At 66.8% G+C, this 26,248-nt stretch carries 17 protein-coding genes and 2 pseudogenes; 9 read left to right on the top strand and 10 right to left on the bottom strand.

What is annotated here, in order from left to right; translation table 11 throughout:
* The 7 genes and pseudogenes from AZG88_RS12540 to AZG88_RS12570 all read right to left on the bottom strand — a co-directional run.
* Nucleotides 1–281 (bottom strand): annotated as a pseudogene (locus AZG88_RS12540) (hypothetical protein); the annotation flags it as partial.
* 34 nt (nucleotides 282–315) lie between these two features.
* Nucleotides 316–1,866 carry a peptidoglycan DD-metalloendopeptidase family protein gene (locus AZG88_RS12545; RefSeq protein WP_061697868.1) on the bottom strand — a complete coding sequence of 517 codons (1,551 nt, stop codon included), beginning with the start codon at nucleotides 1,864–1,866 and terminating at the stop codon, nucleotides 316–318.
* Nucleotides 1,863–2,714: a hypothetical protein gene (locus AZG88_RS12550; protein WP_231913957.1), complete on the bottom strand. Its 852-nt coding sequence runs from the start codon at nucleotides 2,712–2,714 to the stop codon at nucleotides 1,863–1,865. Before AZG88_RS12550 ends, AZG88_RS12545 begins: the two co-directional genes overlap by 4 nt.
* The gene (locus tag AZG88_RS12555) at nucleotides 2,714–4,831 is read right to left on the bottom strand and encodes a hypothetical protein (RefSeq protein WP_061697870.1); all 2,118 of its coding nucleotides are present in this window, start codon (nucleotides 4,829–4,831) and stop codon (nucleotides 2,714–2,716) included. The genes AZG88_RS12550 and AZG88_RS12555 overlap by 1 nt, the downstream gene beginning before the upstream one ends.
* Nucleotides 4,828–7,863, bottom strand: a complete 3,036-nt coding sequence (locus AZG88_RS12560; RefSeq protein WP_061697871.1) for an ATP-binding protein — start codon at nucleotides 7,861–7,863, stop codon at nucleotides 4,828–4,830. The genes AZG88_RS12555 and AZG88_RS12560 overlap by 4 nt, the downstream gene beginning before the upstream one ends.
* Nucleotides 7,860–8,264 (bottom strand): hypothetical protein, encoded by a 405-nt coding sequence (locus AZG88_RS12565; RefSeq protein WP_061697872.1) that lies wholly within the window; start codon nucleotides 8,262–8,264, stop codon nucleotides 7,860–7,862. The genes AZG88_RS12560 and AZG88_RS12565 overlap by 4 nt, the downstream gene beginning before the upstream one ends.
* Before the next feature lie 37 nt (nucleotides 8,265–8,301).
* Nucleotides 8,302–8,619 (bottom strand): hypothetical protein, encoded by a 318-nt coding sequence (locus AZG88_RS12570; RefSeq protein ID WP_061697873.1) that lies wholly within the window; start codon nucleotides 8,617–8,619, stop codon nucleotides 8,302–8,304.
* Nucleotides 8,620–9,856: 1,237 nt separating this feature from the next.
* Here AZG88_RS12570 and AZG88_RS12575 point away from each other — a divergent pair.
* The 9 genes from AZG88_RS12575 (at nucleotide 9,857) to AZG88_RS52540 (ending at nucleotide 22,004) form a co-directional block, all read left to right on the top strand.
* Complete coding sequence (locus AZG88_RS12575) at nucleotides 9,857–11,992, top strand: FtsK/SpoIIIE domain-containing protein (RefSeq protein ID WP_061697874.1); 2,136 nt, start codon at nucleotides 9,857–9,859, stop codon at nucleotides 11,990–11,992.
* Nucleotides 11,993–12,090: 98 nt separating this feature from the next.
* Nucleotides 12,091–12,435 carry a hypothetical protein gene (locus AZG88_RS12580; RefSeq protein WP_061697875.1) on the top strand — a complete coding sequence of 115 codons (345 nt, stop codon included), beginning with the start codon at nucleotides 12,091–12,093 and terminating at the stop codon, nucleotides 12,433–12,435.
* Nucleotides 12,436–12,440: 5 nt separating this feature from the next.
* Nucleotides 12,441–13,781, top strand: coding sequence for a nucleotide-binding protein (locus AZG88_RS12585; RefSeq protein ID WP_061697884.1), 1,341 nt, complete (start codon nucleotides 12,441–12,443; stop codon nucleotides 13,779–13,781).
* 79 nt (nucleotides 13,782–13,860) lie between these two features.
* The gene (locus AZG88_RS12590; RefSeq protein ID WP_061697876.1) at nucleotides 13,861–15,132 is read left to right on the top strand and encodes a hypothetical protein; all 1,272 of its coding nucleotides are present in this window, start codon (nucleotides 13,861–13,863) and stop codon (nucleotides 15,130–15,132) included.
* Nucleotides 15,133–15,205: 73 nt separating this feature from the next.
* On the top strand, nucleotides 15,206–15,886 hold the full coding sequence (locus tag AZG88_RS12595) for a hypothetical protein (RefSeq protein ID WP_061697877.1): 681 nt from the start codon (nucleotides 15,206–15,208) through the stop codon (nucleotides 15,884–15,886).
* A 784-nt stretch (nucleotides 15,887–16,670) separates the two neighbouring features.
* Nucleotides 16,671–17,717: a DUF2637 domain-containing protein gene (locus AZG88_RS12600; RefSeq protein WP_061697878.1), complete on the top strand. Its 1,047-nt coding sequence runs from the start codon at nucleotides 16,671–16,673 to the stop codon at nucleotides 17,715–17,717.
* A 480-nt stretch (nucleotides 17,718–18,197) separates the two neighbouring features.
* Nucleotides 18,198–20,189, top strand: a complete 1,992-nt coding sequence (locus AZG88_RS12605; RefSeq protein ID WP_197487813.1) for a cutinase family protein — start codon at nucleotides 18,198–18,200, stop codon at nucleotides 20,187–20,189.
* Nucleotides 20,190–20,693: 504 nt separating this feature from the next.
* Complete coding sequence (locus AZG88_RS12610; RefSeq protein WP_061697880.1) at nucleotides 20,694–21,503, top strand: N-formylglutamate amidohydrolase; 810 nt, start codon at nucleotides 20,694–20,696, stop codon at nucleotides 21,501–21,503.
* A gap of 348 nt (nucleotides 21,504–21,851) precedes the next feature.
* On the top strand, nucleotides 21,852–22,004 hold the full coding sequence (locus tag AZG88_RS52540; protein ID WP_167114954.1) for a hypothetical protein: 153 nt from the start codon (nucleotides 21,852–21,854) through the stop codon (nucleotides 22,002–22,004).
* 457 nt (nucleotides 22,005–22,461) lie between these two features.
* Here AZG88_RS52540 and AZG88_RS12620 read toward each other — a convergent pair whose 3' ends face one another.
* The 3 genes and pseudogenes from AZG88_RS12620 to AZG88_RS12630 all read right to left on the bottom strand — a co-directional run.
* Nucleotides 22,462–23,049, bottom strand: a complete 588-nt coding sequence (locus AZG88_RS12620) for a DUF6262 family protein (protein WP_061697882.1) — start codon at nucleotides 23,047–23,049, stop codon at nucleotides 22,462–22,464.
* Nucleotides 23,046–25,673: a tyrosine-type recombinase/integrase gene (locus AZG88_RS12625; protein ID WP_061697883.1), complete on the bottom strand. Its 2,628-nt coding sequence runs from the start codon at nucleotides 25,671–25,673 to the stop codon at nucleotides 23,046–23,048. The genes AZG88_RS12620 and AZG88_RS12625 overlap by 4 nt, the downstream gene beginning before the upstream one ends.
* Nucleotides 25,670–26,248 (bottom strand): annotated as a pseudogene (locus tag AZG88_RS12630) (tyrosine-type recombinase/integrase); the annotation flags it as partial. The gene AZG88_RS12625 and the pseudogene AZG88_RS12630, both read right to left, overlap by 4 nt.

The raw sequence follows: 26,248 nt of genomic DNA on the forward strand, positions 1-26,248 counted from the left end.
TGGTCGGTGGCCGGGTACCAAGTGAACGCGACCGATAGGGCCTGGCGGGCGACGTCTTCCGCCACGTCGGCGTCCGGAGCCGGCGCCGCCGTGGTTGGTGGAGGTACGGGCGCAATGGTCGTAATTGGTGCTGTGGCTGCCGGTGGTGCCGCGGCCGCCGGTAACGACGTTTCTAGAGGCGACGTCTGCGGGTCCTGTTGGGTCGGCCGGCACGCATAGACGAGGATGGCGACCAGGGCACCCAGGATCACGACCACGGCCAGGAATCGGCGCACGCTCATCTCGGTCCTCCTGCAGTAGCGGGCAGTCCACTCATCACATCACCCTCCGTGCTTTCATCCCGCCCATCAGCGGCGCTTCCTTCACGACGTCGCCGGTGGTCGGGGCGTGGATCATGCGTCCGCCACCAAGGGCGATGCCGACGTGACCCGGCCCAGACCCGGCCCAGGATCCGAACACGAGATCACCCGGTTGGGCCTGATCGATGGGAATCTCCGTGCCAACGGTCCACTGCTGCTCCGAAGTGCGTGGCAGTGTGACCTTGCCGCCGCTGCCGGTGAAGGTGGCGTAGCTGGTCAGGCCGGAACAATCGAAGCCCCCGCCGGACGGTCCGCCGGTGCTACCTCCACCCCAGACATACGGGGTGCCGAGGTACTGCCGGGCGGCCGCGACGACCTGGCCGCCGTCTTTCGATCCGTTCGGGACCAGGCGGCCGGTGGAACTCAGGGAGGTGTACTTGGCCTGGCCGAGGATGATCTTTGCGACGTAGTTCTGGGTCTCGGCGTATGGGGGGATGCCGCGGTGAGCCTGCACCGCACCGAAGCCTGCATTGTACGCGGCCAGTGACAGCTCGGCCGGGTCTCCCATGACGGTGCCGACCGCGAGCGCGGCGTTGACCTGGTCGTTGAGCGCGCACATGAAATGCCCCTGAGCCATGACGGCGTCGCCGATCGAATTGGGGTCGACCTTGCCGTCGCCGTCGTAGTCCTTGCCCCAGGTCGCCCAGGTTCCGGGCATGAACTGTGCAGGTCCGAGAGCACCAGAGGGGGAGCTGGGGGCGTTGGCGCCGTGCCTGAACTGATTCTCGGCGTGGAGCTGCGAGGACAGGACCGGGGGCCGAATGCCGGGGCAGATGCTGCCGGCCTTGCGGATCCACGGATCGAATTCGGCCGGCACCGAGCCGGCGGCCAGCTCACCGCCGCCGACGGTCCCGAAGCCCGCGCAGTTGATCGGCGACGACAAGGAGGCCAGCCGCACGTCCGCGCCGTCCGGCGCGCCAGGAGGTGAGGCCGCACTGCCCAGTTTGATCATCGGGTCCACGGCGGTGCCGCCTTGGAAACGGCCGCCTTCCCAGTACTCGAAATGCAGGTGGGCGCCGGTGCTTTGGCCGTCGTCGCCGACATTGGCGATGTGGTCACCGGCCCTGACCTGTTGGCCTTCGCGGGCGATTAGCCCGTCGGTGAACATGTGTCCGTACACGGTGGAGACCGGTGTGTCGCCGACGAGGGAGTCGATGACGATCCAGTGTCCGAATCCGGTGGCGGTGCCGGAACGGACGACGAGGCCGTCGAGGGCTGCGTAGATCGGGGTGCCGATGGGGCCGGCGAAGTCGACGCCCTGGTGTTCGGTACCCCACCGAGGCCCGAAGCCGGAGGTGAATGCGGTGGTCCCGGCCCTCGTCGGTGCAGTGATCGGTCCGGAGGCGCGCAACTGGCCACCGGCGGGCGCGCCCGGGTCGCTAGCGGTGGAGGTTGTCTTGCATCGATCGTGGGGGATGACTGGTTGAGGTGCGCAGGCCGTCGTGCTGACGACTGTGCTGGCTACGGCCGCGAGTAGCAGCGCGGTGCCGCGCTGGCGCAGTGTCACAGGGCTCCCGGGATCGGGGTGTCGAGTTCTGGGATCGGGATAGGCCCGGGCACTGGAACGGGCACCGGCACGGGTGTCGGTTCGGGCTCGGCCATTGCTGGCGGTGCGGTGACAGATTCGGGCGCCGAGGTCGTCGTCGACGGTTTCGGCTGGCTCGTGGTCGGCTGCGTTGCAGTCTGGGGCGTGGTCGAGTGCGTGCAGGTTGAGGGGACACTCACTAGGGTCGGCGCTGCGCCGAGTTTGCTGACCTCGTCGCGGTCGAGAGTGGGAAACGGGTTCTGGACCTGCCATTTCGGCCCGCTCGGGGACTCGGCCACCTGCACGGACACGCGCAGGTCGCCGGCCTGAGTGGGGATGGTGACCTCTGCCCGCCGCTCGCCACCGGCGCCGGTGACGATCTCACTGGTCGTGGGCCCGGTGATCGCGACGGGCACCTGTGGACGTGCGGCGACGATCGTGTCACTGGGGGTGTCGGTGGTGTATCGGCCGAGTTTGGTTCTCCACTCGGTATTCGACTGTGTGATGTCCACGTAGTTGTGCGCATAAGCCATCGCTGTGGCTGGCGCGCTCTTCCCGGCCGAGGCCGTCGTTGTGCCTGCGATGGCCGACTCGGTCACCTCGATGAGGTCGTAGGTGACCTCGTTTCCTTGTGCAGGAGTCGTCGTCGGTGCACCGGTCACCGCCGCGGTATTCGGCGCATGGCTTGTAGGAGGGGATTCCCCGGATGCGGTGCCGGCAACGAATAGAACGGCGAGAACGGCGGCCATGCTGATCATTAGGTTGGTGCGCGAGTACAGCACCCACCTTCGGATCGGGGCGAGGACCGGGTTGCCTGCGGGGCGGGCCATCAGGTGAAACTCTCGCTCGGGTGCGTGCGCACTTCGGGAGTCAGCGACGGCTCGTACAAGCGGGTATTCGACCGCGGCGGAGCGGAAATGCTGGCGGGCGCGGACGCGGCGGGGACGTTCCCTGATGAGGTGTCCTTGCGGGTCGGAGTGAAGACCTTGGTCGGGGCGATGGCAGAACCTGCTCCGCCGTCCCATGTCTCACTGACCCTCGGGGTGTCACCGTGGCGCGCTCCGCCACCCGAGCGGCTGGCTTCGAGCGCTTGCAGCGCCGCGCTACGGTCGCGGCCGACGCGGGTGTTCGCGGTGTCCTGTTCACGATGCTTGCCGCCCTTGGTGAGGTGCATGTGGCGTACGTCTTGGGATTCCTTACGTGAGTCAGCGAGCCGTTGCAGGAGGTCCATCTTTTTGTGGGCGGCGATCCGAGTTTGGTCGACCTCGTGCCGGCGACGCTGGTTAAGTTCGCGCCCCTCCGGGCGGGCTGGGCCTGCGGAGTTGCTGTCGGAGTCTTCGGCGGTGCCGCCGTCCTTGGTTTTTTTGCGTAGCGCCCCGACTCCTTCCTCGACCATCGCACCGGTCGGGCCACCGATGACCGCGCTGGCGCCCTTGAAGATTTTCTGCTTCATCGAGGTCTGCGCGTGACGGGCCTTTCGGTTGAGGGCGCCGGCGCGGTTCTGGGTGAAGGTTTGCGAGACCCGTTTGAACGGTCGCATGATGAACCAGCACACCAGGGTCAAGATGACCATGAACCACAACCGCCATGACCCGTCGATTTGCCCGTTGTCGGTGACGTACAACTTCACCAGGGCCAGCAGGTAGAGGGCGACGATGACGGAACCGGCCACGCCCCACATGTAGGCGCTGGCGATCATCCGGCACACTCGCATTAGCGTTCCCGCGTGTGCGACTGCGAGCGGTATCCAGATCGGGGCGAACAGGATGGCCAGGCGGATGGCGAGCAGCGCGATGAGCTTCAGCACCGATGCGCCGATCCACAGGATCGACGGCATGCCGACCTTGACCATTGCCATGAATCCGATTCCGGTGCGGCCGGAGTCCTTGCCTTGGAACGTGTAGTAGGACAGTCCGTAGTCATCGTTGAGTGGCTTGACGATGTCGTCGCGAAAGATGTGCTCCTTCTTCGCCTTCAGGTCGTTCTCGACACCGGAATCTGGTGCGTTCTCGATCTGCTGCTGTTCCTCGTAGGAGAATGCGAGCGCATCGCGCAGTTTGGGGCCGAGTTGGTTCTCGTTGTCGCGGTAGTTCGGGCCGAACCAGCCTTTACGCCAGTCGTCGAGGAAGATGTCGTCGAGCAGTACGTCCCGGGGTCCTTTGCCGCTGCCGGTGATCGAGAGCATCTCGTTCTGGGTATCGGTGATCACTGCCCCGAATGTGTCGTCGGCGAGCCGGATTGCTTGCTGGGGTGCGCCGATCAGGAGAGCACCGAGGGCGAGAGCGGCTCCACCGACGGCCATGGATTTCGTGACGCCGGCAGCGTTCGATTTGAGTGCGTGCCAGAGCATGATCGAGGCAGCCGCGGTCAGCCCGATACCGAGCCAGAGACCGTAAATGCCGATCATGCCGTTCGAGATCGAGGAGACGACCTGGTCGAACTGTTCCATTGCGGGTGCGACGCCGGCGTCTTCGGCGGCCTGACCGGTCTTGGTCTGGTCGTCGAGCCAGAATGCGGCGGCGGCCAGGGACTTCCCGATCGTCAGGAATCTATTGCCCCAGTCGGTGTCGGTGACGGCGCCGGGCGCGCGCACCAGGTCCATGCCGCAACCGAGGTCGTAGGTGTACCACTGCAGGCCGGCCCACCCGTAGGTGGTGTATCCGGTGACCCCGTTGTCGGGGCGGTTCTGGCTGGTGGCGTCGAAGACCCCGGGGAACGCTCCCTTGGGGTATTCCGGGGCGGGGACTTCGTCGCACGCGAACCCGCTGGCCGCCGCGACGGGGGAGAGCGGGTCGACGAGCAACGGGGCCAGCGCCAGGGCGAGGACGGCCAGGAGACGCCCCAGCCGACCGGTCAGGCGTCTATTCGGGCTCGCCTCGGGGTTGTGGGTCCGATGAGTGCCTGCGGGTCGAAAATGCAGGTTGAGCCGCCGCAGGGTGGTGGTCATGTGGCACCGCCGAGGGCGTTCTTCGCGGTACTCGAGTTCAAAGCGGCGAAGACGTGGGATAGGTGCACGTAATGAACCCAGCTTGACCGGACCAGTTCGACGTCGTCGGCCATCCGGACCATCCACCGCCGCGCCTGATCTTGGTAGGAGGTGTCGGTGTCCTCGTCGAGCGTGTCCTCGCCGCCGCTGCCGAGTTCGGCGAGGAATTGCTCGAAACCCTGCCCGGTGGGGAGTTTGAGGAGCTTGAGCGCCCCGTCGATGGCGTGTGGGTCGCCGCCGACGTCGCCTACGAACACTTCGTAGGTCAGGGCTGTTTTGTCGTCGGTGCCGTCGAGGCCGAGGAAGTCGTCGGGCAGTTGCGAGCACACCAGGGCGCGGACCTTGAACTTGCGTGAGTCGCGGGCGATCCGCAGGTTCAGGGTTCTGCCGGCGCCAGTGGATTCGAGGTACTTGTTCTCGTCGAGGAACAACACTTTACGGACGTGTCTCGGCTTTTCGTAGACGAGGCGGTTCGCCAGCCACGCGGCCATGTGCATTAGTGGGGCGGTCATCCGCTGCTGTGGGGTCCACTGCGAGGAGGGAACACCTTCCGGTGGCAGCTGCAGACCGGGCATGGTCAGGATGGTCAGCCGGATATCGGCGTCGAAGTCGTCGACGCCGCTGCCGACCGTGCCGGCCTCGGGGAAGAGTACCCGGGCTTCGGCGAGCCTGGACATCAACTCCAGCTGCTGATATATCCCGGCGGCGCAGGTGCGCACGGCCTGATCGGGATCGTCCTGGCCGATCGTCTTGATGGCGTCGAGGACTTCGCCCAGGTTGTGGTCGCGGTCCCCGCCCACGCGGTTGGCGGCCAGGTGCAGCACCGACTCGGTGTGTTCGAGATGCAGATGCCGTTCGGTGAGCATCATCTTCAGCACCGAGACGGCGACCTCGACGCGCTCCGCCGCCGCCGCGCGCATGTCCGCGTCGTACTTCGCCTGCGCCGCGGCATACGGGTCGGCGGCCCTCATCAAGTCCGGGTGGAGGGTGTCGTACTCGGGGTCCTCGCGTCGGGGGTCGATGATGACCCGGTAGGGGTTGAGCGCCCCGGGGCGGGAGTCACGGCCGGTGAGCGCGTAGACCCGGGCGATGTCCCGGAATTCAGGTAGGTTCGCCAGTTCCTTGAGTGGCCCCGAGGGGTCGTGGATTACTCCGTAGGCGCCCGCGCGCACGGCCTGGTAGACGATCATCCCGGCCATGAAGGTTTTGCCGGAACCGGGGACCGCGACGATCGGGGTCAGACCCGATTTGTGTTTGATCTCGTGTGCGGCGAATAGGTCCCAGATCACCGGGCGCGGTGCGATCGACGAGGTCTCACCGAGCACGACTCCGCGGCGGTCACCGATCCGGTCACCGACGGTGGCCATGCCCGCGGCGACGGCCTCGACGTCCATGTGGCGCTTGTTGGCGATGTTCGCGAGCGGCTCGCCGGGGATGAATTCGCGCAGTAGTTGGAACTGTCCGTGCTCCTGCTCGAGTGCGATGTGCGGGTAGTACATCTCCCGCAGGCCGGCGACCTTCTTGCGCGCTTCGTCGGGGGTAGCTCCGACGATGGCGACCCGGTACCAACCCGAGGTGCGGGTGGAGAGCCCGGAGTGGTCTTCCTCGACGTCGGAGATGACATCCTGGACCCGAGCGTGCTGCTCGGCCAGCTCCTTCGGTGGGACCTGGTCGTGTTCGACGGTGTAGTGGTCGAACTGAGACTCGATCTTGCCCGTCAGCGAGCGCATGGTGCGGACGGTTCTTGCCTTGTCGTGCAGCTCGATCCGATCCGACCATTCGAGCGGTTCGCCGGAGGGGTCGCCGATGACCTGCCAGGGCAGCATCCGCTCCGGGATCGGGAGCGGTGCCATGCGTCCGACGGTGAGCACGATGACCGCACCGGTATAGCGGCGGCCCTCGACGACGCCGGAGACGGTGGTGTAGCCGTCACCGGGTGTCAGGGTCAGGTCGGTGAGGTCTTCGAGAGCGGCGACGTCGGTTTCCTCCCAGTCTCCGGCTCCCGCGGTCGCGCCACCCGCAGCCAGGGGCAGGCCGATCGTCGCCGACCGGCGCAGCAGGTAGTCGATCGCGGCAGGGGACGCGGGTGCTGCATTGACTCCGCGGCCGGCCATGATCCGCTCGAGTGCGGCGAGATGGCCGGCGAGCGCGTCCTCCTCGCGGGCGAACGCGTCGTCGGCCCAGCCGGTGATCAGGGACGAGAGTGCGCCCAGGAGCGGCCAGGTCGCGACGTAGCCGAGCGTGTGGGCGAGGTAGTCGAGCCCGGCACCGAGCGCAGAGCGGTGGGGCAGTTCGATGCCCCAGTAGCGGCCCTTGATCGTGGCGTTCGACCACAGCATCGCGTGCTGCTGACCGCGTAGAAACTCGGCCCACGACAGCGCACCCGGGACGTCGTCGATCGGCGCAGCCCACCGGTCGTGGTCCTTGGCCCACTGCTCGACCGGAAACGGCGTGCGCACCAAGCGCCGGTGCAGCCGCTCGACGCCAGCCTTCTGCAGGTTGGTCAGCACCATCGCCTCGTCCTGGATGAAGCGCCGCTGCTTGCCCGTGGCGCGGAAGTTCCACGGACCCTGCTTCTGCACGAACCATGCAGTCGACGTGCGTGAGGTGCGGGTGATGTGACCGGAGGTCCCGGTTAGCCGCAGCCGCACCGACTTCCGGGCACGGTCGGTCCGCTTCTTCGCCGCGGCCTGCCCGCGATCGGCGGGCGTCTGCCGGCGCCGCTTGGAGCGCTTGCGTCGCCGCTCCCCGGTGCGGGGGTCCTCCGCCAGGAGGGTCGGGTCGCACGCCCGAGCGTTGATCTCCTCGGACACCTCGGTGACCGGGTGCGGGGGCAACTCCACTTCCGACCACGCCCGCGCCCCCTGCGGTGGCTGTGGTGGGAATGCCTGCCGGCCGGCCGCCGGCAGCGCCCCGGGAGGGATGACTGGCACCGGGTCATCGAGCTGAGGGTCGAACAGCGATGCGATGTCGTTGTCGTCGTAGGTGGTCATCGGTGTGAGTCCTCACCGTCGGTACGGGCAGTGACGTCGTCAGGTTGTGAACCGGTGGTCAGCCGGTCGGGGAGGGTGACGGACACCGTCGCCCCGGGCTTCGGTGGGCGCGGGGCACTCAGGTCGTTGGCGGCGGCCTTCAGCACTGACCGGAGCGGCCGATCCGGCGTCACGTATTTCGAGATCCGCGTCGTGGCCCACACCGTCACCAGGACCATCACCAGCAGCGGTTTGAACCCGAGCGGCACGTGCAGGATGGCGCGGGAGATCAGAAACACCGCCGCGAAAACCGCGGCGCCCACCAAGCCGGCGGTATACCGAATCCGGACCGGAAGGGCGTAGCCAGTCGGGCCGAGATAGTGGCGGTCCACTCGATACAGCAGGTCATCGTTGTTGATCACCTAACGCTCCCTTCTCGGTGCAGGAACCATCACTCGGTCAGGCGTTGATGCCGAAGAGGCCGAGAACCCAGTTCCCGAGTCCCTTGGCGGCGGTTTCCGAGGTGGCGATGCCGACGAACGCGAGACCCACCAACGTCAACCCGCCGACGGTGAACACCTTCGACAGATTTCCGCGCAGGCCACCGGTCAGGACGACGCAGGCGATGACGACCAGGATGGTGAAGACGATGTTGTCCTCGATCCACTTCCTGAGCCCGCCGGTACTGACTTGCGTTACTTGGGCGACGATCGAAATGTCTGGGACGGGGTGAGCCGCGTTCGCGAGGGCGACGACGGTGGAAGCGATAACGGACATGCTGCCTCTCCAAAAGGGTGCGTAACCGAAATAAGCGAACGTGGTTGCGCGGGAACGTAGAAGAGATACACCGCCAGAATCAACGTGACCTGTGGATAACTTTTCGATCCGAGGTGACTTTGTTGCGGTGTCGTGCATGACGGTTGCAGAGGACAACGCGAGGACGAGCCCGAATGCCGGAAACCGTCTGGGCTGCTGGGCGTGTGCCGTCCAACCTTGCGTGCCGCTCGGGCGAGTGCTCGTGGCGCAGGCCCATCGTGCGATCTGAAAGCGACACGAACGCCTCGGATCGCACTGTCATGCAGCTGTGAATCGACTGGGCCCGGCGAGCCCGAACCGCTCCACGCCCGCGCGCATCGTTACTGCCGGTCGATTGGGAGGTGGTCGTGACGCCGCCAGAGAGGCGCAGCGGTACTGCGTGAGCAGGCCGCGACAGACGGTCGCGGATTCACCCGAGCCGAGAGCGCTCGCATTCGTCTCGCCGCCCGCGGGGGATTGACGCGATGTCGAGGAGGGCGGATTTCCGCGGTGCGGTGGGAGCGTTCGAGGGGCGGGTGAAACACCGTCCCCCTTCGGGGGTCACTCCCCGGCCCTTCGGGCCTAGGGGAGTGTACCTGGGAAAAAGGTTTCGCGCCAACCGATTTCAGATACGGCTGTTCACGCGCTATAGAGACCGCTTTGCGAAACGCTCCACGCAGCGGGTCAGTGACCCGCTCGGCTGCGGTGCGCGACCGCACTCGAGGGGCGGGTGAAACGGCGAGTGAAGGACGCCGAGTCATCCCGTGCCGGGACCGCTCGGTCGTGGGCTCGCCCGGTCGATTCGCCGCGCTTCCCTCTGCGACCGCCAGGCTGCTGTGAGGGGCGGTGACGCACCGATTCACGCAGCCGACTGACCGTCACTCTTGTAGTCGCAATAGGCTGGTGCCTCCGCGGGCGGCGGAGGCACCACGAGCCCCCCGTGCATGCGCTCGCAAATGCGTGGTGGGAAGTCGCCCGAACGCGGAGATGCCGCGCAGCCACAAGCGATCCGGAAGATATGGGCAAGCGTGCTTGCATCATCCGACCGACACGAGCGTGTGCGCAGCGGCGCAGTGTCCCACACCAGGCGTGAACTGCACTTGGGCGAAGTTATCCACAGATCACGTTGAGAGAGATCACCCGCATCTGCCAGTGTGCGCATCCATCACATCCGACCGTTGTCGGAGGCGGCACAAATCAACCGGAAAGGGGAGGAGCGATGGCGCAGCGAGATCCGCTGAAAGACTTCCTCGTCGAACTGTTCGGGCCCGCACCCGGCACCCGCAACGGTCGCACCGGTCAGCCGACACCCGAACCCGCCGTCGGCACGTACCGAACCTTCGCCCCGGTCGCCGTCGCCGCCGCGGCCCTCGCGTTCTACGCACCCCAACTCGCCGACACCGCGATCACGGACTCGGTCGACCAAGCCGGTCAGTTCATCACGACGGTCCACGGGTACCGCTGGCCGCTCGGCGCCCTCGCCGCCGGGTGGAGTGTGCTCGACATCGTCCGGTGGCGCGGCCACCGACAACGCCTCGCGCTCGAAGCACAGCTAGGGCAGACGACCCGGCACCTACCGGTCAAGGTGACCGTCGCGTTCCCACCCGGAATCGGTGCACTGCGCAGCGCCAAGATCCGACTTCCTAGGGGGGCGATCATCCGCCCCAAGGAGATGGACGAATTCACCACCGCGGTCCGCGGAGCAGCTGCCCGCACCGGCACACACACCTACACCGTCCGCCATCACGCGCACCGCGACCTGATCCTGATCACCCGCACACCGATCGAACCCGACACCCGCTCACCGCGCCACAAGGCCCTACAAACCGCGTTGTCCGCCGGCACCATCTTCAAAGAGCCCAACGTCACGGTCCACTCCTGCGACGAGGACGGAATCGAGACCGGCTACAAGATCACCTTCACCCCCTCGCTGAACAGCGGCGCCCGCGGCTTCCAGGCCAAGGTCGACGAAGCACTCGCCGCGCTCGCCGGCGACCACGAATCCGGCCGCACCTGGGCCACCGCATGGACCCCCGCCGAGGGCTACCTGATGATGTACCTGCGCGCACCGCTACCCACCCGCGTCGACCACCCCCTCGCCCTGGTCGACGAGAACCTCCGCCACCTGCCCTACGCCACCGGCGCCGCGAACCTGAGCCTGTACTGGGATGTCTCGACCAAATCGAACAAACCACACTGCCTGATCGTCGGCCCCACCGGCGGCGGTAAAACCTCCGTGATCCGCACCCTGCTCACTGAGGCCTCCCGCCGCGGAATCCCCTTCCTCGGCGTCGATCCGAAGATGATCGAACTCGACGGCCTCGAGGGCTACCCCGGATGCGCGGCCATCGTCTACGACGCCGTCCGCTCCGCGATGCTCGTACGCGCCCTGCACGCGGAAATGATGGCCCGCAACCACTACGTGCACGTGAAGAAGATCGAACCCTCGCAACTGCCGCTGCTGATCGCCGTCCTCGACGAATTCTTCATCCTCTCCGGCAAATGGCAGCGCGCGCGCCGTGTCACAACACCGGCGGAGATGCGCCTGGCCAAGGACGAGGACGAGGAGATCCGCGCGCAGGTCAAACAGCTCGACCCGCTGGGGGCGTGGGCCGACCTCGCGGTCCTGGCCCGCTCGGCCGGCATCCGCCTGCTGCTCGGGGTGCAACGCCCGGACGCCTCCTTGTTCGGGTCGAGCTCGGGCAATGCCCGCGACAACTTCGGCACCCGGATCTCACTCGGCAACCTGTCGCAGGACGGCGCGCTGATGATGTGGGGCGACGCCCACGTCGGCCGCGAAGTGGACACCTCCATTCCCGGCCGCGGGGTGGTCACCGCCCTCGACGGTTCCCCGGTGGATGCGCAGATGTGGTGGACCCCGAATGTTGATCCGCACCCCAACAAATGGAACCAACTCTCCGACGAGGAGAAGGCGATCGTGCACGGCCTGGCTCCGATCGAGTCGCCCACGTTCGAATTCTTCTCCACGGAGCTGCGGAAATTCGTCGAAGCCGAGCGGGCACTGGCCAAGCGCGCGCGGGAGTTCGGCGACGCACCGGAACCGTCCGTCCTCACCGACTTCTCCACCGACCACGACACGGTCGACGACGAGGTCGCCGACGCTATCCCGGCCTCGGCGGTCACCGAGGGAATGGTCATCTTGCTCGATGACGACAACGGCCACCCGGTGCCCGTCACCGTCGACACGGTCGCGGTCGTGCGGGACAAGGACACCGGCGACGTCCTCGAAACCGTTATGTCGATCAACGCCGGCGAGCGGGTGAAAACCACCGTCCACTTCGACGCCACCGAGGTCGTGATGCTCCCCGAACCCGACACCGTCCTCACCGCATGAGACGGACGCCCCGACAACACAGGGACGGAGCGCACGCACACCACCCTCACCGCCCCTGATCCCACCGCCGCACCAACCCATCGAGAGGACCCCGACCCATGAGCCGCCGTATCTCCCAGTCGATCACCCCCACCACCGACGACGTCACCGTGCTGCGTGAACCGTTCGCGGCCAAGGGCGCCAACGACCCCGTCATCGCGGAACTGCGCCGGGTCCTCAAGGCGGCCGTCCCGACATGGCTGGCGAAGCTGACCGAGGAGCAGGAACTCACGTCGGGACGCCTCGAGGAAATCAAGGCCGCCGTGGCGATGCGACGCCAGATCATCGAGGCCCTCCCCGACGGCAAGGCGCGCTCCGACGCCCTCGACGCCCTCACCAAGGCCGAGAAGACCGTGGCCGACATGGACACGGAACTCGCGTCTGTCGGCGCCTTCGGCGGGTGAACCGCATGCACGAGTTCACCGTCGAGATCGTCTCCGACAGAGTTGCGCGTGTCGCCGGCACCGGCGACGAGCTGGTCGCCCCGGTTGGGAAGTCGATCCAGGACAGCATTTACGAATACAGCCAGAAGGTTGCCGTCGACGCCGGGGCGCCCGTCGAGGTCGCCGTCCACCGGTCCGGACGCTGCACCCAGGTCACCGTGGCACCCGACGGAACCGCGTCCCGGTCAGCCCCAACCGGCCCCATCCCGACGAGCGCCGACCGGGGTGAGGAACCAGCAAACGCCGACATGATCGCGGAGGAACCGGTCAGCCTCACGTCGGACGCACTCGGCGACACCGCTCACCCGGCACCCGATGACGCCGGGCAGGGGAGTGCTCCCCACCCCGCACACGATGCTCGCCGCCAACCGGTATCTGTCCTGGCGGCACCCGGAATCATCCCGGGAGCAACGGAACCGGCACGCACCGGGATACCGGGGCGACTCAACGCCGTCCTGGGCCTGAGCCTGTCCCCGAAACCCTCCTCGACCGAGATGCGACTGCGCGTCGCGGCCGCGACGATTGCCGGCCCAATCCCCGACTTCTCCACTATCACGGTGGCCAACACCAAAGGCGGGGTCGGCAAAACCCCGATCGCAGTCGGTCTTGCGCAGACACTGGCCACGCACCGCGGCGGCGCCACCGTGGTCTGCGCCGACCTGGCCGAGAGCGGCGGCAGTCTCGCCGACCGGGTCAGCGTCCCACCCCCCGACGAGCAGAACATCTTCGGGCTCCTCGCGGCCGACCAGGCCGCCACCGGGCACCTGCGGCCCTCGGCCCTCGGCCGGCATCTGACCCGGCAACCCTCCGGTGAGGACATCGTCGCCGGCCACCACGACCTCACTGCAACACAACACGTGGGTCTAAGTGGGGACGACGCTGCGGCACTGGCCTCGATCCTCGCCCACCACCGCGAGATCCTGGTCGCCGACACCGGGAACAACCCCCTCGCTGGCAGCTGGCAGTGGGCCGTCTCGGAGGCCGACGCCCTCGTCGTGCCCGTGCCTCTGCGCCGCGATGCCGCCACCACAGCGCACCGCATGCTCCTCGACCTCGCCACCACACATCCCGGCCGACTGGACCGGACCGTGGTCATCATCACCGATGGCCCCGGGGACACCCCGATGGTCGAATCCGACACCGTTGATGCATTCATTGCACTGGGAGTGCAGGTACTCCGCATGCCCTACGAGCCGCTGTTCGCCGGAGGGGAACGCATCGTCCCCCACCACCTGCGCCGCACCACCGCCGGCTCCCTGACCGTGATCACCGCGACCGTCGTCGACCTGATCACCAAAACCGGCTGACCTGAGCCGATCCTCCTCCGACAGCCACAACCGTTCGCCCACCGAGCTTGCACACACCCACCGACGAAAGGGAAGCACCATGACCGCCCCGAACCCCCACACCAGGAACCGAGCACACCACACCGGGCGCCACCGCCAGGCCGTGCGCCAGAGCACCACCGCCGCCCTCGTGGCCGCGTGCATCGCGGCAGGGATCTCCCTCGCCCCCAACGCGGCAGCGGCACCGGGACAGGCCGGCATCAACGACAACACCGGGCAAGCCGGCATCACCGGCGACGGCGGACAGGCCGGCGTCACCACACCCACCCCGGCGCCGTCCCAGACCCCACAGCAGAGCTCCGAAGACGCTGGCACAACCGCGGACTGGGACACCTACATCCCGATCCCCACCGAGTACCAGAACGTGCCCACCCGCCAAGCACCCACATACACCGAGCCCACCTACTACAACGACACCCCGTTACCAGTAGGGGAGCAGCACGTACCCGAGGCCGATCAGGAACCCGAGATTGTCCCGGGACACGGCGGTCCGGTCGCACCGATCCAAGCCCCAGAAGACACCTACCGCTTCGGCTATCTCACCGGACCCCGCCCAGACTGGCTGCCCAAGACCGAGGCCGACAAACTCAACAACACCAGCGCCATCCTCGAAGCTCAGGGCGCGACATTCTTCAACTCCCTCGGCGTCCCCACCACCCGCTCGGACCGCATGGCCGCCGCCGCCACAGCAGGTGCCGTCACCGCCGGTGTGGCCGGTGCGACCGCAGCTGGGGTCACCGCCGGTGCCGTGGGAGCCGCCGGCGGCGCACTGATCGGCCTCGCCGCCGGGACCGCCATCGGCGGGCCCGTCCTCGCCGGTCCGGGCGCCGGTACCGGCGCGATCATCGGCGGCCTCGCACTCGGCGCGCCCGCGGCCGTCACCGTCGGGGCGCTGTCCGCGGCTGGAGGTGCACTCGCGGGCGCCGCCTACGGGGCGGGCGAGAACCTCGGCGAGGCACCCGAACCCGCACCGGTACCGGCTCCCGAACCCGACCCGGCTGTCGATCTGCAGCCCGCCGCCCAGTTCGTCGAACACGTCACCCCCGCGGCAGCACAGGCCGTCGACACCGCCGCCACGACAACCACCGGTTCCGCTGCGATCGAGTGGGCCGACAACACCGCACCCGCCGTCACCGAGGCCATCGGCCAACCGGTGATCGATCAGGCCGTCGACGCCGGAACACAGACAGCAGCATGGGTGGCCGAACAGCCTGGCGGAAACCAACTGCTCCAGGCCGGCGCAGACCTACGCACCGCGATGCCCGCAGAGGTCGGCGCGCTCCTGTCGACCGTCGAAACCGCGGCGCACTGACCACGGAAAGGGGTTGCAGGTGAGGAAATACAGGCCGAACAGCGGAGCGCGGAAACCGACCCGGCATCCGGCAGTGATCGACACCCTCGGACCAGCACCCACTGCCACCACCCCGTCGGGCCGACGCGACACCACCTCGTCGTCCGGCGGGCCCGCCGCCACGAGCACACCGGCCCGACCACTCCCACCGCCGAAATCAGAGAAGCCTGGGCAGCGGCGAGTCGGCACCAAGACCGCCATCGGCGCCGTGATGGTTCTCGCTGCGGCAGGCACCGTCGGCTGGACCGCACTGCGGGTCGGCGAGCCCGAAAACACCACTCCAGGCGCCCCAGAGACACCCCAACAACCCGAAACGGTCACAACTACCCCCGCGGCGAACTCCGATCCCGCAGAAAGCCTCTCAGCCGCACCCCGCGGTGACGAGAACCAGTGCCAGAGCGACCGCGGCGACCAGAAGACCGGAACTGGGGTGATCGCCGCATTCGAACACGCCTACTACGTGCTCCGATCCGGCCAAGCCGTACGCGCCCTCGCCGCACCAAGCTCACCGCTCCCGACGGCCGACACGATCCAAGCAGGCATCGACACCGTCCCACTCGGCACCAACTACTGCCTCCGCACCATCGAAACCAACGACAACCACTACACGCTCGTCCTCACCGAGATGCGACCCGGCGAACCCGCCACGCAATTCACCCAGACGATCACCACCACCCACGTCGCCGGGCGCTGGTTGATCGACGTGATCGCGTGAACACGGACACCCGGCATTGCATACCCACCGGAGGCGCCACCTCGCCGCAGCCGCAACTGCAGCCACAACCGCAGCCGCCCCGGCCCACTGCGCACTTCGCCGACCGTCGTTGCAACGAGTCCATCCCCGTGCGCCTCGAGTTGCGCCGACGTGCAGCTCGAGGCGCAATACGACGCAACGCGGGCAACCGCCACCGTGTCCTCTGCACAGAATTGCGCCCGACGGCACACCACGCAAGCAGCAACGCTTATCCGTTTGCGCACGCCGCGCTCGAGCCCGCCGACGTGCACTCGTCCCGAGCAAACGGGAGAACGCGTTGCGCAACCACCACAGCACGACCCGAACCCCACGAAAGGCCTACCCCCGATCAATTGCACGCTTCGGTTCGGCCGGGCAAGAAAGCAGGATGTGCCCGCAACCGGATTGCGCACGCCCCAAGACACACATTGCGCACTCACCGCCGGCCGCAACAGGTACGCAACGGCGTTCGACCCGACCGCGCCCGCACACCAGGCGCAACGCCGCGACTACCAACGCTTCGTTTCCGCAACCCGCGAACGCCACCTCGCCGCAACCTGCAACATCCTCAACCCACATACGCGCAATGAACCCTCGGCCAGTGAGCGCGAGCGCAAGCTTTCGCGTTTCGTCCGCAACGCCACGGCAACGCAACGGCATGCGCCACGGTGTCCGTGCCCGCTCGCGAAATCCGCAATCTGACAGCGACCGGCGCGGCACTGCCGCGCGCCACGACCAACCCGGAACCGGAAAGGACCATCCGAACATGACAGACCTCAACCTCCGCGCCGCACGAATTCAGCTCCACGCCCTGATCGCCGCATTGCTCATTGCGATCATCATTGCGGTGGGCATCACCATCGGTGCGTTCGTTCTATCCTTCGCGGTGCAACGAGACCTTGCGCAACAGGCGGGCATTCCGCACTGGCTCGCTTGGATTTTCCCGGCCATCGTGGATGGTGCAATTCTCGGTGCCACGATTGCGGTCGTTGCGCTGAGCAAGATCAGCGGCGGTGCGGCCGGGAAGAAATTCTTCCTGTCCCTCGCCGTCGTCGTCGTGCTCATCAGCGTGTTCGGCAACGCCTATCACGCACATCAGGCTGGTCTCCGAGCTGCCCGCGCTGTCACAGCCGGTATCGACCTCGGCTACACACCACTGTCGCCGACCGGTGCCTCACTCATTGCGATCATCCCGCCCTTGCTCGTCCTCGCCTTCACACATGGCGTCGGCGTCCTCATCAAGGCAATCGGGTCCGCGTACGCCGAGTTCAATGTGCTCGCACAGTCGCTTGCCTTCGGCGGCGGCGATGCAATGCTGGTCAACAACTCCGACTGGGTCGTTGCCGGGGATGATCGCGTGGAGGCGAGCGTTGCAGCAGTTGGCAACGTCGGCGACGTTGACGCAAGCGCGGTTGCCGCGGACTGCGAGGTTGCGAAACATGCTGCTGCCACCGCAATGACCGAGGCACACGGTGAACCCGGGATGCGGGCGGCAGAGCCGACTACCGCGCAACTGTTGGCGTTCATCGAGGAGAGCAGTCTCGATCCGCTGGTGAAGAAGACGGCTCGAATCAAGATCACCGAACCGGCCACGACCTGGGGTCAGCTCGCCGATGCCACCGAGGCAAAAGCCCCGAGCACCGCGCTTCGCCGGTACAACAAGGCCGTCGCAGCCGCGGTCAATGCAGGATTCGCGATCCCACCGCTCCCTGCCTTCGACCGGCATGACGACCTCACTAACACCCCGGTGTCCCGGGAACGCAACGGGTCCCTGATCAGCTTGCGCAACCGGATGGTCAGTGCGCACTGCTAATCCCCCCACGGCGTGAGATGCGGCGCTCCACGGGCACGCCCGCACAGGACGAGGTCGGCCGCAGCCCACCGATTTGCATGCGGCTGCCGCAACGCCACCGGTGCCTCCGAAAGCCGTTGCGCAACGTCCACCGAGAATGATGTGGACATTAGCGCCCGACGCAATCGAGGCATTTGCAGCGGCCGCGACGAAGCCGGATAACTCGATACCGGCGCAACATCGTTTTTCGCAGGGATCGAGGCCCGCACTCATGGACTTGCATGAACCGGACGCCACATTGACCGGGGTGCGAACCCGGCACAGCGGTGACCATCTCGACGGAGGCCCATAGACCGTGGAGTTATCCACAGGTCACGTTGATCTCACCGTACTAACCGACCACTGTGGGCACTCACCTCGACGCGAGCGCAACCGGCTGGGGCCACTGTTGTGCTCACCGAACGGTGATCCACCCCAGTCCGCCCGGTAGATGAGGTGCCAATGCCCGCCACACGTCCGACCGCCCAACGCACATTCGCAGCACTGGTCACCGCGACGGTCGCCACCGGAGCCGCAGCGGTGACCGTCCCGGCGGTGGCGCACGCGGACCCGGCCAGATGCGCATCGACATTCAACCTCTTCATCCCCGGAACCTGGGAAACCAACGAGCATGCCGACCCCTCCGTTGCGGTCGGCATCCTCAAACCGATCGCCGACACCATCACAGCTACCCACGGTGACCGCGCGGAGGTCTACACCCTGCCGTATATGGCCCGCGCGTTCGACAACGGAAAGACCTACGCCGACAGCAAGTCCGACGCACGCACCAACGCAACCAATGTGCTGACCGACATGGCAAGCAAGTGCACGCGAACGAAGTTCACGATCACCGGATACTCTCAGGGCGCTGACGCGGCCGGCGATCTCGCCTCCGACATCGGTAACGGCAAGGGCCCCATCCAACCCGATCGAGTACTCGCGGTCGGCCTGCTGGCGGACCCCGGCTCGGGCACCCAGGGTGAAGCCGTCGTCGGCCCCCGCGCCGCAGGCACCGGCATCGCCGACCCCCGCCCGCAGGGAATGGGCCAGCTCTCCGGCCGGGTCGCCTCCATCTGCTACACCGGCAAGGACCTGTACTGCTCCATCCAGAAAGGGACAAGCCCGCTCCTCGGGTCGCTCGGCTCCATCCTCAGCAAGACGCCCAGCACCGACCTCGGGGCGCCCGCCCCCGACGGAAGCACTGGCATCGCTCAGGCATTGACCGCGGACTTCTCCCAAGCCGATCTGCCAGCACTCGGCCGCAACGCCACCACATTGGCGCAACAAAGCAACGCAGACACGATCGACGTCGGACAGCTGGCGAACTCCGCGACGTCCCTGATGCATACCCTCAGCCCGATCGCGGATCTGATCGCGACCGGCGCAGCGAATTCCGCTGCCACCGCCCACCTGACCACCGCAGCACCGGGAACCGCTGAACACGCCGCCGGACAGCTCCTAACCGCCGCGTCCCAGGCCGACCTGTCGAATGCGGTGACCACCGCGAGCAAACTCGCCGACACCGCTTCGGCGTTGGTCCAGTCCGGCGCAGCCACCGTGCCAGCCACCTCGCCGGAGGCGACCGCACTGACCAACGCAGCAGGAACACTGAGCGCACAGGTCGCGCCGCTGACCGCCACACCCGCCGACGCTCTCACGACCGCATCGAGCGTGCTGGCGGTCCTCAAGCCGAGCGTCGTCGTCGGCCAAGTACTCAACGTGGTGACCGGCGTAACCGCACTCGACTTCCCCGGAATCCTGCACAACCTGACGGTCCTCCCGCAGACGGTTGCCGCGCTCGACGCACACGGGGCGCACCAGATCGCGGGGGAGTTGAACAACCAGTTCGCGCCGTTGGTCACACTCGCCGCGGGCGTCGACCTTCGGTGGGTCTCACAAATCCTCTCGGTCATCCCGGACCCCTCCGGGTTCAACCAGATCGCAGCCCTGGTGACCTCGATCCTGGCCAATGTCGATGTCATCCGGCTCGCCAACCTGATCGGCCAGATCCAGGAAATCGCCTGGGCCGCCGTGGAGAAACTCCTCCCACCACCAGGGCAGGCGCCCGACCCGCTCGGCGCCGGAGCCGCCATGACCGGACTGCTGCCCGTCGGCCTCGACATCACCTCGGTCGCGGTGAATATGCTCACCGGCAAGGCCACCAAAACAAACCCGGCCCTCCTCGGCAAACAAGCCCACACTGCTCCGACCCCGATCAACGCCCAAGCGCAGAATCTCGACCTGAATGGACTGACCGGATCGCTGACCACCATCGCCCACTCCCAAGGTGCCGGCGACCTCGCCACCCTGGTCTCCGAAGGGTTGAACGCCGCATCATTCTTCACCTCCAGCGCCCACACCGACTACAACCACCTCGTCGTCGACAACGCCGGCCGCACCGCCATCCAATGGCTCACCGACTGGCTCAACCTCCAGATCGACCGGGGCGCGTAGCCGCCTTCTACGAATGGTCCTGCACGTGAAAAGAGGCGAAACACCATGGCCCTAACTCGATCACACAATCCCGCTGCCCGGTGGATCTGGTGCAGGCGCTGCAAACTCCGAAGCTACCTTGCCCGATCCGACGCCAAGAGCGTCCGCAGACGCCACCACGGATCGAAAGGTCTCTCGGTGTTCCCCTGCCCCCACAATCCCGGCCAGTACCACGTCGGACACCGCCCCACCGCCCTCACCCACGGAGCCATCGACCGCCGCAGACTACGTAATCAAGCACTCAAAGACCCCGGGCCAGTCACCGACCGGGACCCACCTCCAACGCGTTAGCGCAGCGACGGCATCCACCCACCGAAGACTTCGACACATGCGCATCGAAGAAGGAGATCCTATGCGGGCACCGAGGAGGAAGACTCACCGATCAGTCGACCCTGCCGTGCTCCGAACGACGCGGTCGATCCTACGCAACGTTTGGCGATACTAAACCCAACAAGGAACAAAAAAATGACCTCCTGCCACATTCATGCCGGCCATGCGGATTCGCCGGTCATCTTGCACGTCCCGCATGCCTCCCGCTCCATCCCCGAGACGCTCCGTGCCGGAATGCTCCTGACCGACGACGAGTTGCAGCTAGAGCTGGACGAATCGACTGACACCGCAACAGATCACATCGCCATCCGTGCTGCGGAACTTCTCGCATCCGGGCGCCCGCGACCCTGGCTGGCCACCAACGAATTCTCCCGCCTCGTCATCGACCCCGAAAGATTTCCCGGTGACGACGAGCCCATGAACGCCGTCGGCAGGGGAGCGGTATACACCCGCACCTGCAACCGCGCACCGCTGCGGCCCGAACCCGCCACGGACGCACAACGCCTCATGGACACCTACTACCGGCCCTACGCCGCCACGCTAACCGACCTGGTCGACGACCGGATCGCCAACACCGGCGCAGCCGTCATCATCGACGTCCACTCCTACCCGCAACACCCCTCCCGATTCGAGAACCCCAACAAGTCCCGCCCAGCGCTTTGCCTCGGCACCGACGACTTCCACACTTCGAATGAACTCCGCGAACAGGCACTCGACGCGTTCGCCCCGCTCGGCGACATCGCCACCAACACCCCCTACGGCGGCTGCTACGTCCCCCTCAACCGCTACCAGCACGACCCGCGGGTGAGCGCCGTGATGATCGAACTCCGCCGCGACCAGTACCTCACAACGCCGAGCGTCGCGAACCCGGCCAAGGTGGACTCACTCGCCAGCATGCTTGCAACCCTCGTCGCCCACTGCACTCCGAAAGTGGCCGCCGACTGATGTGCCAGCCAAAACCCGGACCACGCTGCTCCCCACACCTGCGCATCCGACTCACCCGCGCCCGAACCAAATTGAACGATGCACTCCACGCACTAGCTGAAGATCCCGACAACAACACCCTCAAACAACGCGTGCGACGAGCCGAAGCCGCCGTCGCAGAACATACCGCGCTATACGACTCCACCCCCACCGGTCAGAACGAACTTCGCGAAGCAATCGCACACGAAAACAACGACACTTCTCGCAACCTGCTCAACCAACGACTGGCCGCCGCTGAAGCGTTGCGCGCACAACAGATACACGCGATGCACAATAGTCAGCAGGACCCAACCACAAAGGACAATCACCATGAGCAACGAACCAACACTGACCCAGGAACAACGGGAAGCGTTCTGGCGTCTACACGGGTGGCGCCCGAACCTGCCGGACAGCAAGCGCCGGGAGATCGAGCAGTACTGGACCGACCCGGAGATCGTGGAGGCCGAAGCCCTCGGATTCTGATCTCCGGTCGCGAGATCACTCCCATCGCCGAACACACTCTCTCATCGCACATACGTGAGCGACTAGTCGCAAAAGGTGTCAGCACACCCACGCTGTACGAACTCGACCGACACGACGCAGATCTGTATCGAGAGCAGATGCTCGCACTCCGAAACAACAATCCCTACGCGGCCTCTGTCTACGTCTACGACACTCACGAGTACCGCGGAATGCGGATGCTCGTCACCGAGTTTACCGACCGCAGACGCCGGAATATGCCTTTGACCTGTGCTGATGCGTAGCTTACATGTTTGCGATGATGTCTTGGTGTTGGTCGACGCCGGCGTGTCGGACCAGGTTTGCCGAGTCGAGCTCGGGTTGGTCGAATGCCGATTTCGCCCCCGCGAACATGGACCTGGGTTAGGGGAGTTCGGTGGTGGGGGGCGGGTGAGCGGAACAGACGGTGTTGGGGTGGTGATCATTGGCGGGTCCGTGTGTCGGCCAGTTGCGCCTCGAGGTAGGCGATTCGCTGGTCCTGGAACCGCAGGTTGGAACGTGCGGCTGTCAATCGTTCGTCGAGGGCGCGGCTGTCGCCGGTGAGTTGGCGGACGCGTTGTTTGAGCGTGGTGTTCTCGGTGGTGACGCGCTGGATGGATTCCTCGGTCCATTCGGCTTCCAGGTCGCGGATGCGGCCGAGGAGTTCGCCGATGTGGGTGCGCTGAGCGAGGATTTCGGCGTTGGCGGTCTTGAGCCCGTGCTCGGCGTTGAGGGCTCGCTCGCGCCAGGTCGCCTCCTGCCGGGTGTCGAGGTCGGCGCGATGTTGGTGATCTTGTTCGCCTGCTGCGGCTTTCGCTGCATCGATCGCGGATCTGGCTGCGGGGTTGGTGTAGAGGAACGTCCGAGAGACCCGCGCGTGGCGGGCGACAGCGGCCGTGCTGACGGGGGTTCGTTCGCGGTGGAGCCGGGCGATGGCGTCGTGGACTCGGTCCAAGGCGGCTTGGGTGTCGCGGCGGCGGGAGGCCAGCGCCGCGGCGGTGCGTGGCTGAGTCGGGGTTCGGGTGCTCATGCGCCGATTTCTCCTTCGCTTTGGTCGTTCTCGGCGTGCGCGGCATCGGTGAGGTCGGCGGCGCGGAAGGCGACCGACCAGACGCGGTGGAAGTAGTCCTGGGGCTTGCGCAGGTCCAAGGCGAGTGCCTGGTCGAGCAGGCCGAGCCCGGCCAGTGCTTTCTCGAGTCCGTCGATGGCGCGGGCGGTGGGTTCGAAGTGCTGGTGCAGGTAGTCGGCGGTGGCGTCGTCGGGTGCGTTTTCGGCCAGTTGCCGCCATTGCTCGCGTTTGCGCCGCCAATACAGCAGGTCCGCCCCTGACAGGACGAACTTGTCGCAGCTGTGGCAGTTCAGATTCCAGGGGCAAGTGCCGCCGTCGACGACGGGCTGGAAGGTGCAGAACCCGCCCTCGGCGGGGGTGCTGCGCCGCGACAGGTCGATCGCCAACACCTGGGCCTGCTGACGGGTCATGGGTGTGGCGTCTCCGGCGAGGAATTCGCCGGGGCTGACCGCACCGGGCCCGGCGACCCAGACGTGCGCCAGCACCTCCTCGAGATCCGAATGTGACAGGTGCACATAGTGTTCGGCCATCCGATCGCTGACCTGGCCGAGGTAGGCGCGGATGTGGGTCAGGCTCGCGCCGGCGCGCAGCAGGTTGGTGGCCAGGGTGTGGCGAGCTTGGTGAGGCACCCATCGGCCGAGTTCGAGGGAATCGACCCAGGCGCTGAAGTTGCTGTGGAACCATTGGTAGGTCAACGAAATGGTGCCGTCGGGGTTGCGTGTGGCCGTCGGGAACAACGCCAGCCCGGCGCGTTCGGCGTCGGTGGGTCGGCGTCCGTGATGGGCGGTGAACCGGTCGAGGGTCTTGCGTTGTCGTTCGGCGAGGATGTCGTGCAGGCTCTCGGGGATGCGGATCGCGGCATCGTAGTTGCCGACCTTGGTCTGGTCGTGCCAGAACATCGGCAGTCCGCCGTAGCGGCCCAGGCAATCCCACCGGACCTGCAGCACTTCTCCGATGCGGCGACCGGTGGTGACGGTCGTTTCCCAGATGTCACGCAACCCTTTGTCCAGCGGATCGTGGACCGCGGCGAGACGCTGCAGGTTCTGCTCGTCGGCGAGGGCGCGGGCGACTTCGTCGGGAAACGGTCGTCGTGCGGTGCGGCCGGTGGCGGCCCCGGCCGTGGGAACGACGACGATGAACTCCCGCGCAAGACCGATCCGGTCGGCGGCACCGTTGTCCAGCACGGTCCGCAGCAGCTTGCGCAGGGAGTTGAACACCACCGACCGGGTGGTGGTGGTGACGGTGCTCGCCGTCCGGCCGGTGCGTTTCATCGCCAGCGATGGCAACCCGTCGCGTTCTCGTCGGCGCTGGTCGGCGACGAACCGCCGCATGTGCTCGCCGTCGAGTAGTCGTGGGTCGTGCCCGCTTTCGGGGGCGTCGAGTTCGAGGAAGGCGCCCAGTTCCAGTGCTGCCCGTCGCATTCCGTCGATAACAGTGCCGGACCGCGGGCAGCGGGGCGATTGCAGCAGGTCCGCGAAGTAGTCCCAGACCAGGTCCCGCAGCCAGCGCTGCGCGATGCCGGTCAGGTCGACATGGCTGGCCCGCCCATCGAACCGGACGCCGAAGTAGTCGGTCTCGAGGTACCCGGCCTCCTTGGCCTGGGCGGGGGTGAAGTAGATCAGCCGCAATTCGTGCAGGATCTGCTTGACGATCGCGCCGGTGAAGGCCTCTGCGCTGCCGGTGCCGAGTTCGAGATCGAGATCGATCAGAGAGTCCACGTCCCGGCCGCGGCAGGTGACCGCCAGTGAGCGGAGACAGCGGAGGTCCCAACGGGTCGGACGGGCGCGCTGGGTATGGATGAACAGACCCCATTTGATCTCCGCGCGCACCAGGGGCCGCAGCCCATGCAGATTTACCTTCCCCGGCCACGGTGTCGCGGCTGCCGCGGCGCACCAGCGACGAAAGGTCGCCTCGTCGGTGAAATCGATCGGGACCGGCTGACCGAACTGTTCGTAGCGGTGCCACGACCACGGCGGTAACACGGCTCCGCCGGGTCGGCCGTCACGTTGATACTTCTTGCCGTGCCACGGGCACAGCCCCAGCGGCGAGTCGGCGAGGTCGACGCAGACCGCCACCAGGCAGGTGCCGTGACCGGGTAACGGCGGCTGTGCGGTGAGCCATGCGGTGAAATCGGCGCCGGGCCCGGTGGTCTTCTGGTGGTGGCCCCACCGGAAGATGTGGCGTCGACACAGCCGTAACTCGGAGTGCGCTGCCGGTCGCTGGGGGCAAATCCGGCAAACCAGCTCCTCGGCCCGCACGTGCCGCTGGAGCGGCTCGGCCGCGACAAGGAATGCGGCCTTGCCGACGCCGCGCTCGCGATCACGTGCCCACCCGCGCAGGTGCTCGGAGCACAGATCCGAGCCGCCGGTGCGAGGCCGCTCGCACCGGTCGACCACGCACTCCCACCGGTAGATCGGATGCTGTGGCGGGATCTCGATCAGGTCCGGCCTAAATGTCGGATCGAATGAAGGGCCGTCGATCAGTGCGGTGAGAATCTCGAGCCGGTCGCGTCCGACCCGGCCGGGCCGATCCGGAGACAGGTGCGTCAAGCCGGCACGGGTATTACCGGCACCTTTGGCGCTCATTGCCGCTGCCCCCACACCTGCCGCAACGCCGCGTCGAAGGCCCGGTCGTGAACATCGACGTGCCCGTAGACCTCGTCGACCATCGCCGCTGACGCCCAACCACCCGCATCGCGGGCGATCAACAGGTTACCGTCCGATGCGTCGAGCACCGCACTGGTGAAGGAGTGCCTGAATTGGTGCGGCCGCACCTTCCCCAGTCCCGCGCGGTCTCCGGCCCGCGCCAACATTCGGCGGGCGCCCACCGGCGCCCACGGCAACCCCGCCCCGACACCGTGCAGCTGGACCAGCAGCATCCCGTGATCGGCTCGCCCACACCGATATTCGGTACTCATGTAGTCAAAGTAGGTGTGGATCATGGCCGGGCTGACCCGTTTGACCAACCCGCCGGTCACCGCGTCGTCCTCGACCCGCCACGGATGCTTCGTCTTGGCCTCCGCCCGGTTCGGGTTGTCGGGACGATGACAGACATGCAGGTGCGGGGAACGGCACTGGCCACAGGCCGCATCCTCGCGAAGGTGCAGATCGACCAGATGCAGCCCACACAGTTCCCCGATCCGCAGTCCTTCTCCGGGGGT

It is taken from the genome of Rhodococcus sp. LB1 (genome assembly GCF_001583455.1).
Classification (GTDB): Bacteria; Actinomycetota; Actinomycetes; order Mycobacteriales; family Mycobacteriaceae; genus Rhodococcus_F; species Rhodococcus_F opacus.

What these genes read in the sequence shown, in the direction of transcription:
- AZG88_RS12610 (WP_061697880.1), top strand. Translation starts at nt 20,694, where the DNA reads ATGACCTCCTGCCACATTCATGCCGGCCATGCGGATTCGCCGGTCATC.
- AZG88_RS12560 (WP_061697871.1), bottom strand. Translation starts at nt 7,863, where the DNA reads ATGACCACCTACGACGACAACGACATCGCATCGCTGTTCGACCCTCAG.
- AZG88_RS52540 (WP_167114954.1), top strand. Translation starts at nt 21,852, where the DNA reads ATGAGCAACGAACCAACACTGACCCAGGAACAACGGGAAGCGTTCTGG.
- AZG88_RS12550 (WP_231913957.1), bottom strand. Translation starts at nt 2,714, where the DNA reads ATGGCCCGCCCCGCAGGCAACCCGGTCCTCGCCCCGATCCGAAGGTGG.
- AZG88_RS12555 (WP_061697870.1), bottom strand. Translation starts at nt 4,831, where the DNA reads ATGACCACCACCCTGCGGCGGCTCAACCTGCATTTTCGACCCGCAGGC.
- AZG88_RS12585 (WP_061697884.1), top strand. Translation starts at nt 12,441, where the DNA reads ATGCACGAGTTCACCGTCGAGATCGTCTCCGACAGAGTTGCGCGTGTC.
- AZG88_RS12625 (WP_061697883.1), bottom strand. Translation starts at nt 25,673, where the DNA reads ATGAGCGCCAAAGGTGCCGGTAATACCCGTGCCGGCTTGACGCACCTG.
- AZG88_RS12605 (WP_197487813.1), top strand. Translation starts at nt 18,198, where the DNA reads ATGCCCGCCACACGTCCGACCGCCCAACGCACATTCGCAGCACTGGTC.
- AZG88_RS12620 (WP_061697882.1), bottom strand. Translation starts at nt 23,049, where the DNA reads ATGAGCACCCGAACCCCGACTCAGCCACGCACCGCCGCGGCGCTGGCC.
- AZG88_RS12590 (WP_061697876.1), top strand. Translation starts at nt 13,861, where the DNA reads ATGACCGCCCCGAACCCCCACACCAGGAACCGAGCACACCACACCGGG.
- AZG88_RS12580 (WP_061697875.1), top strand. Translation starts at nt 12,091, where the DNA reads ATGAGCCGCCGTATCTCCCAGTCGATCACCCCCACCACCGACGACGTC.
- AZG88_RS12600 (WP_061697878.1), top strand. Translation starts at nt 16,671, where the DNA reads ATGACAGACCTCAACCTCCGCGCCGCACGAATTCAGCTCCACGCCCTG.
- AZG88_RS12575 (WP_061697874.1), top strand. Translation starts at nt 9,857, where the DNA reads ATGGCGCAGCGAGATCCGCTGAAAGACTTCCTCGTCGAACTGTTCGGG.
- AZG88_RS12570 (WP_061697873.1), bottom strand. Translation starts at nt 8,619, where the DNA reads ATGTCCGTTATCGCTTCCACCGTCGTCGCCCTCGCGAACGCGGCTCAC.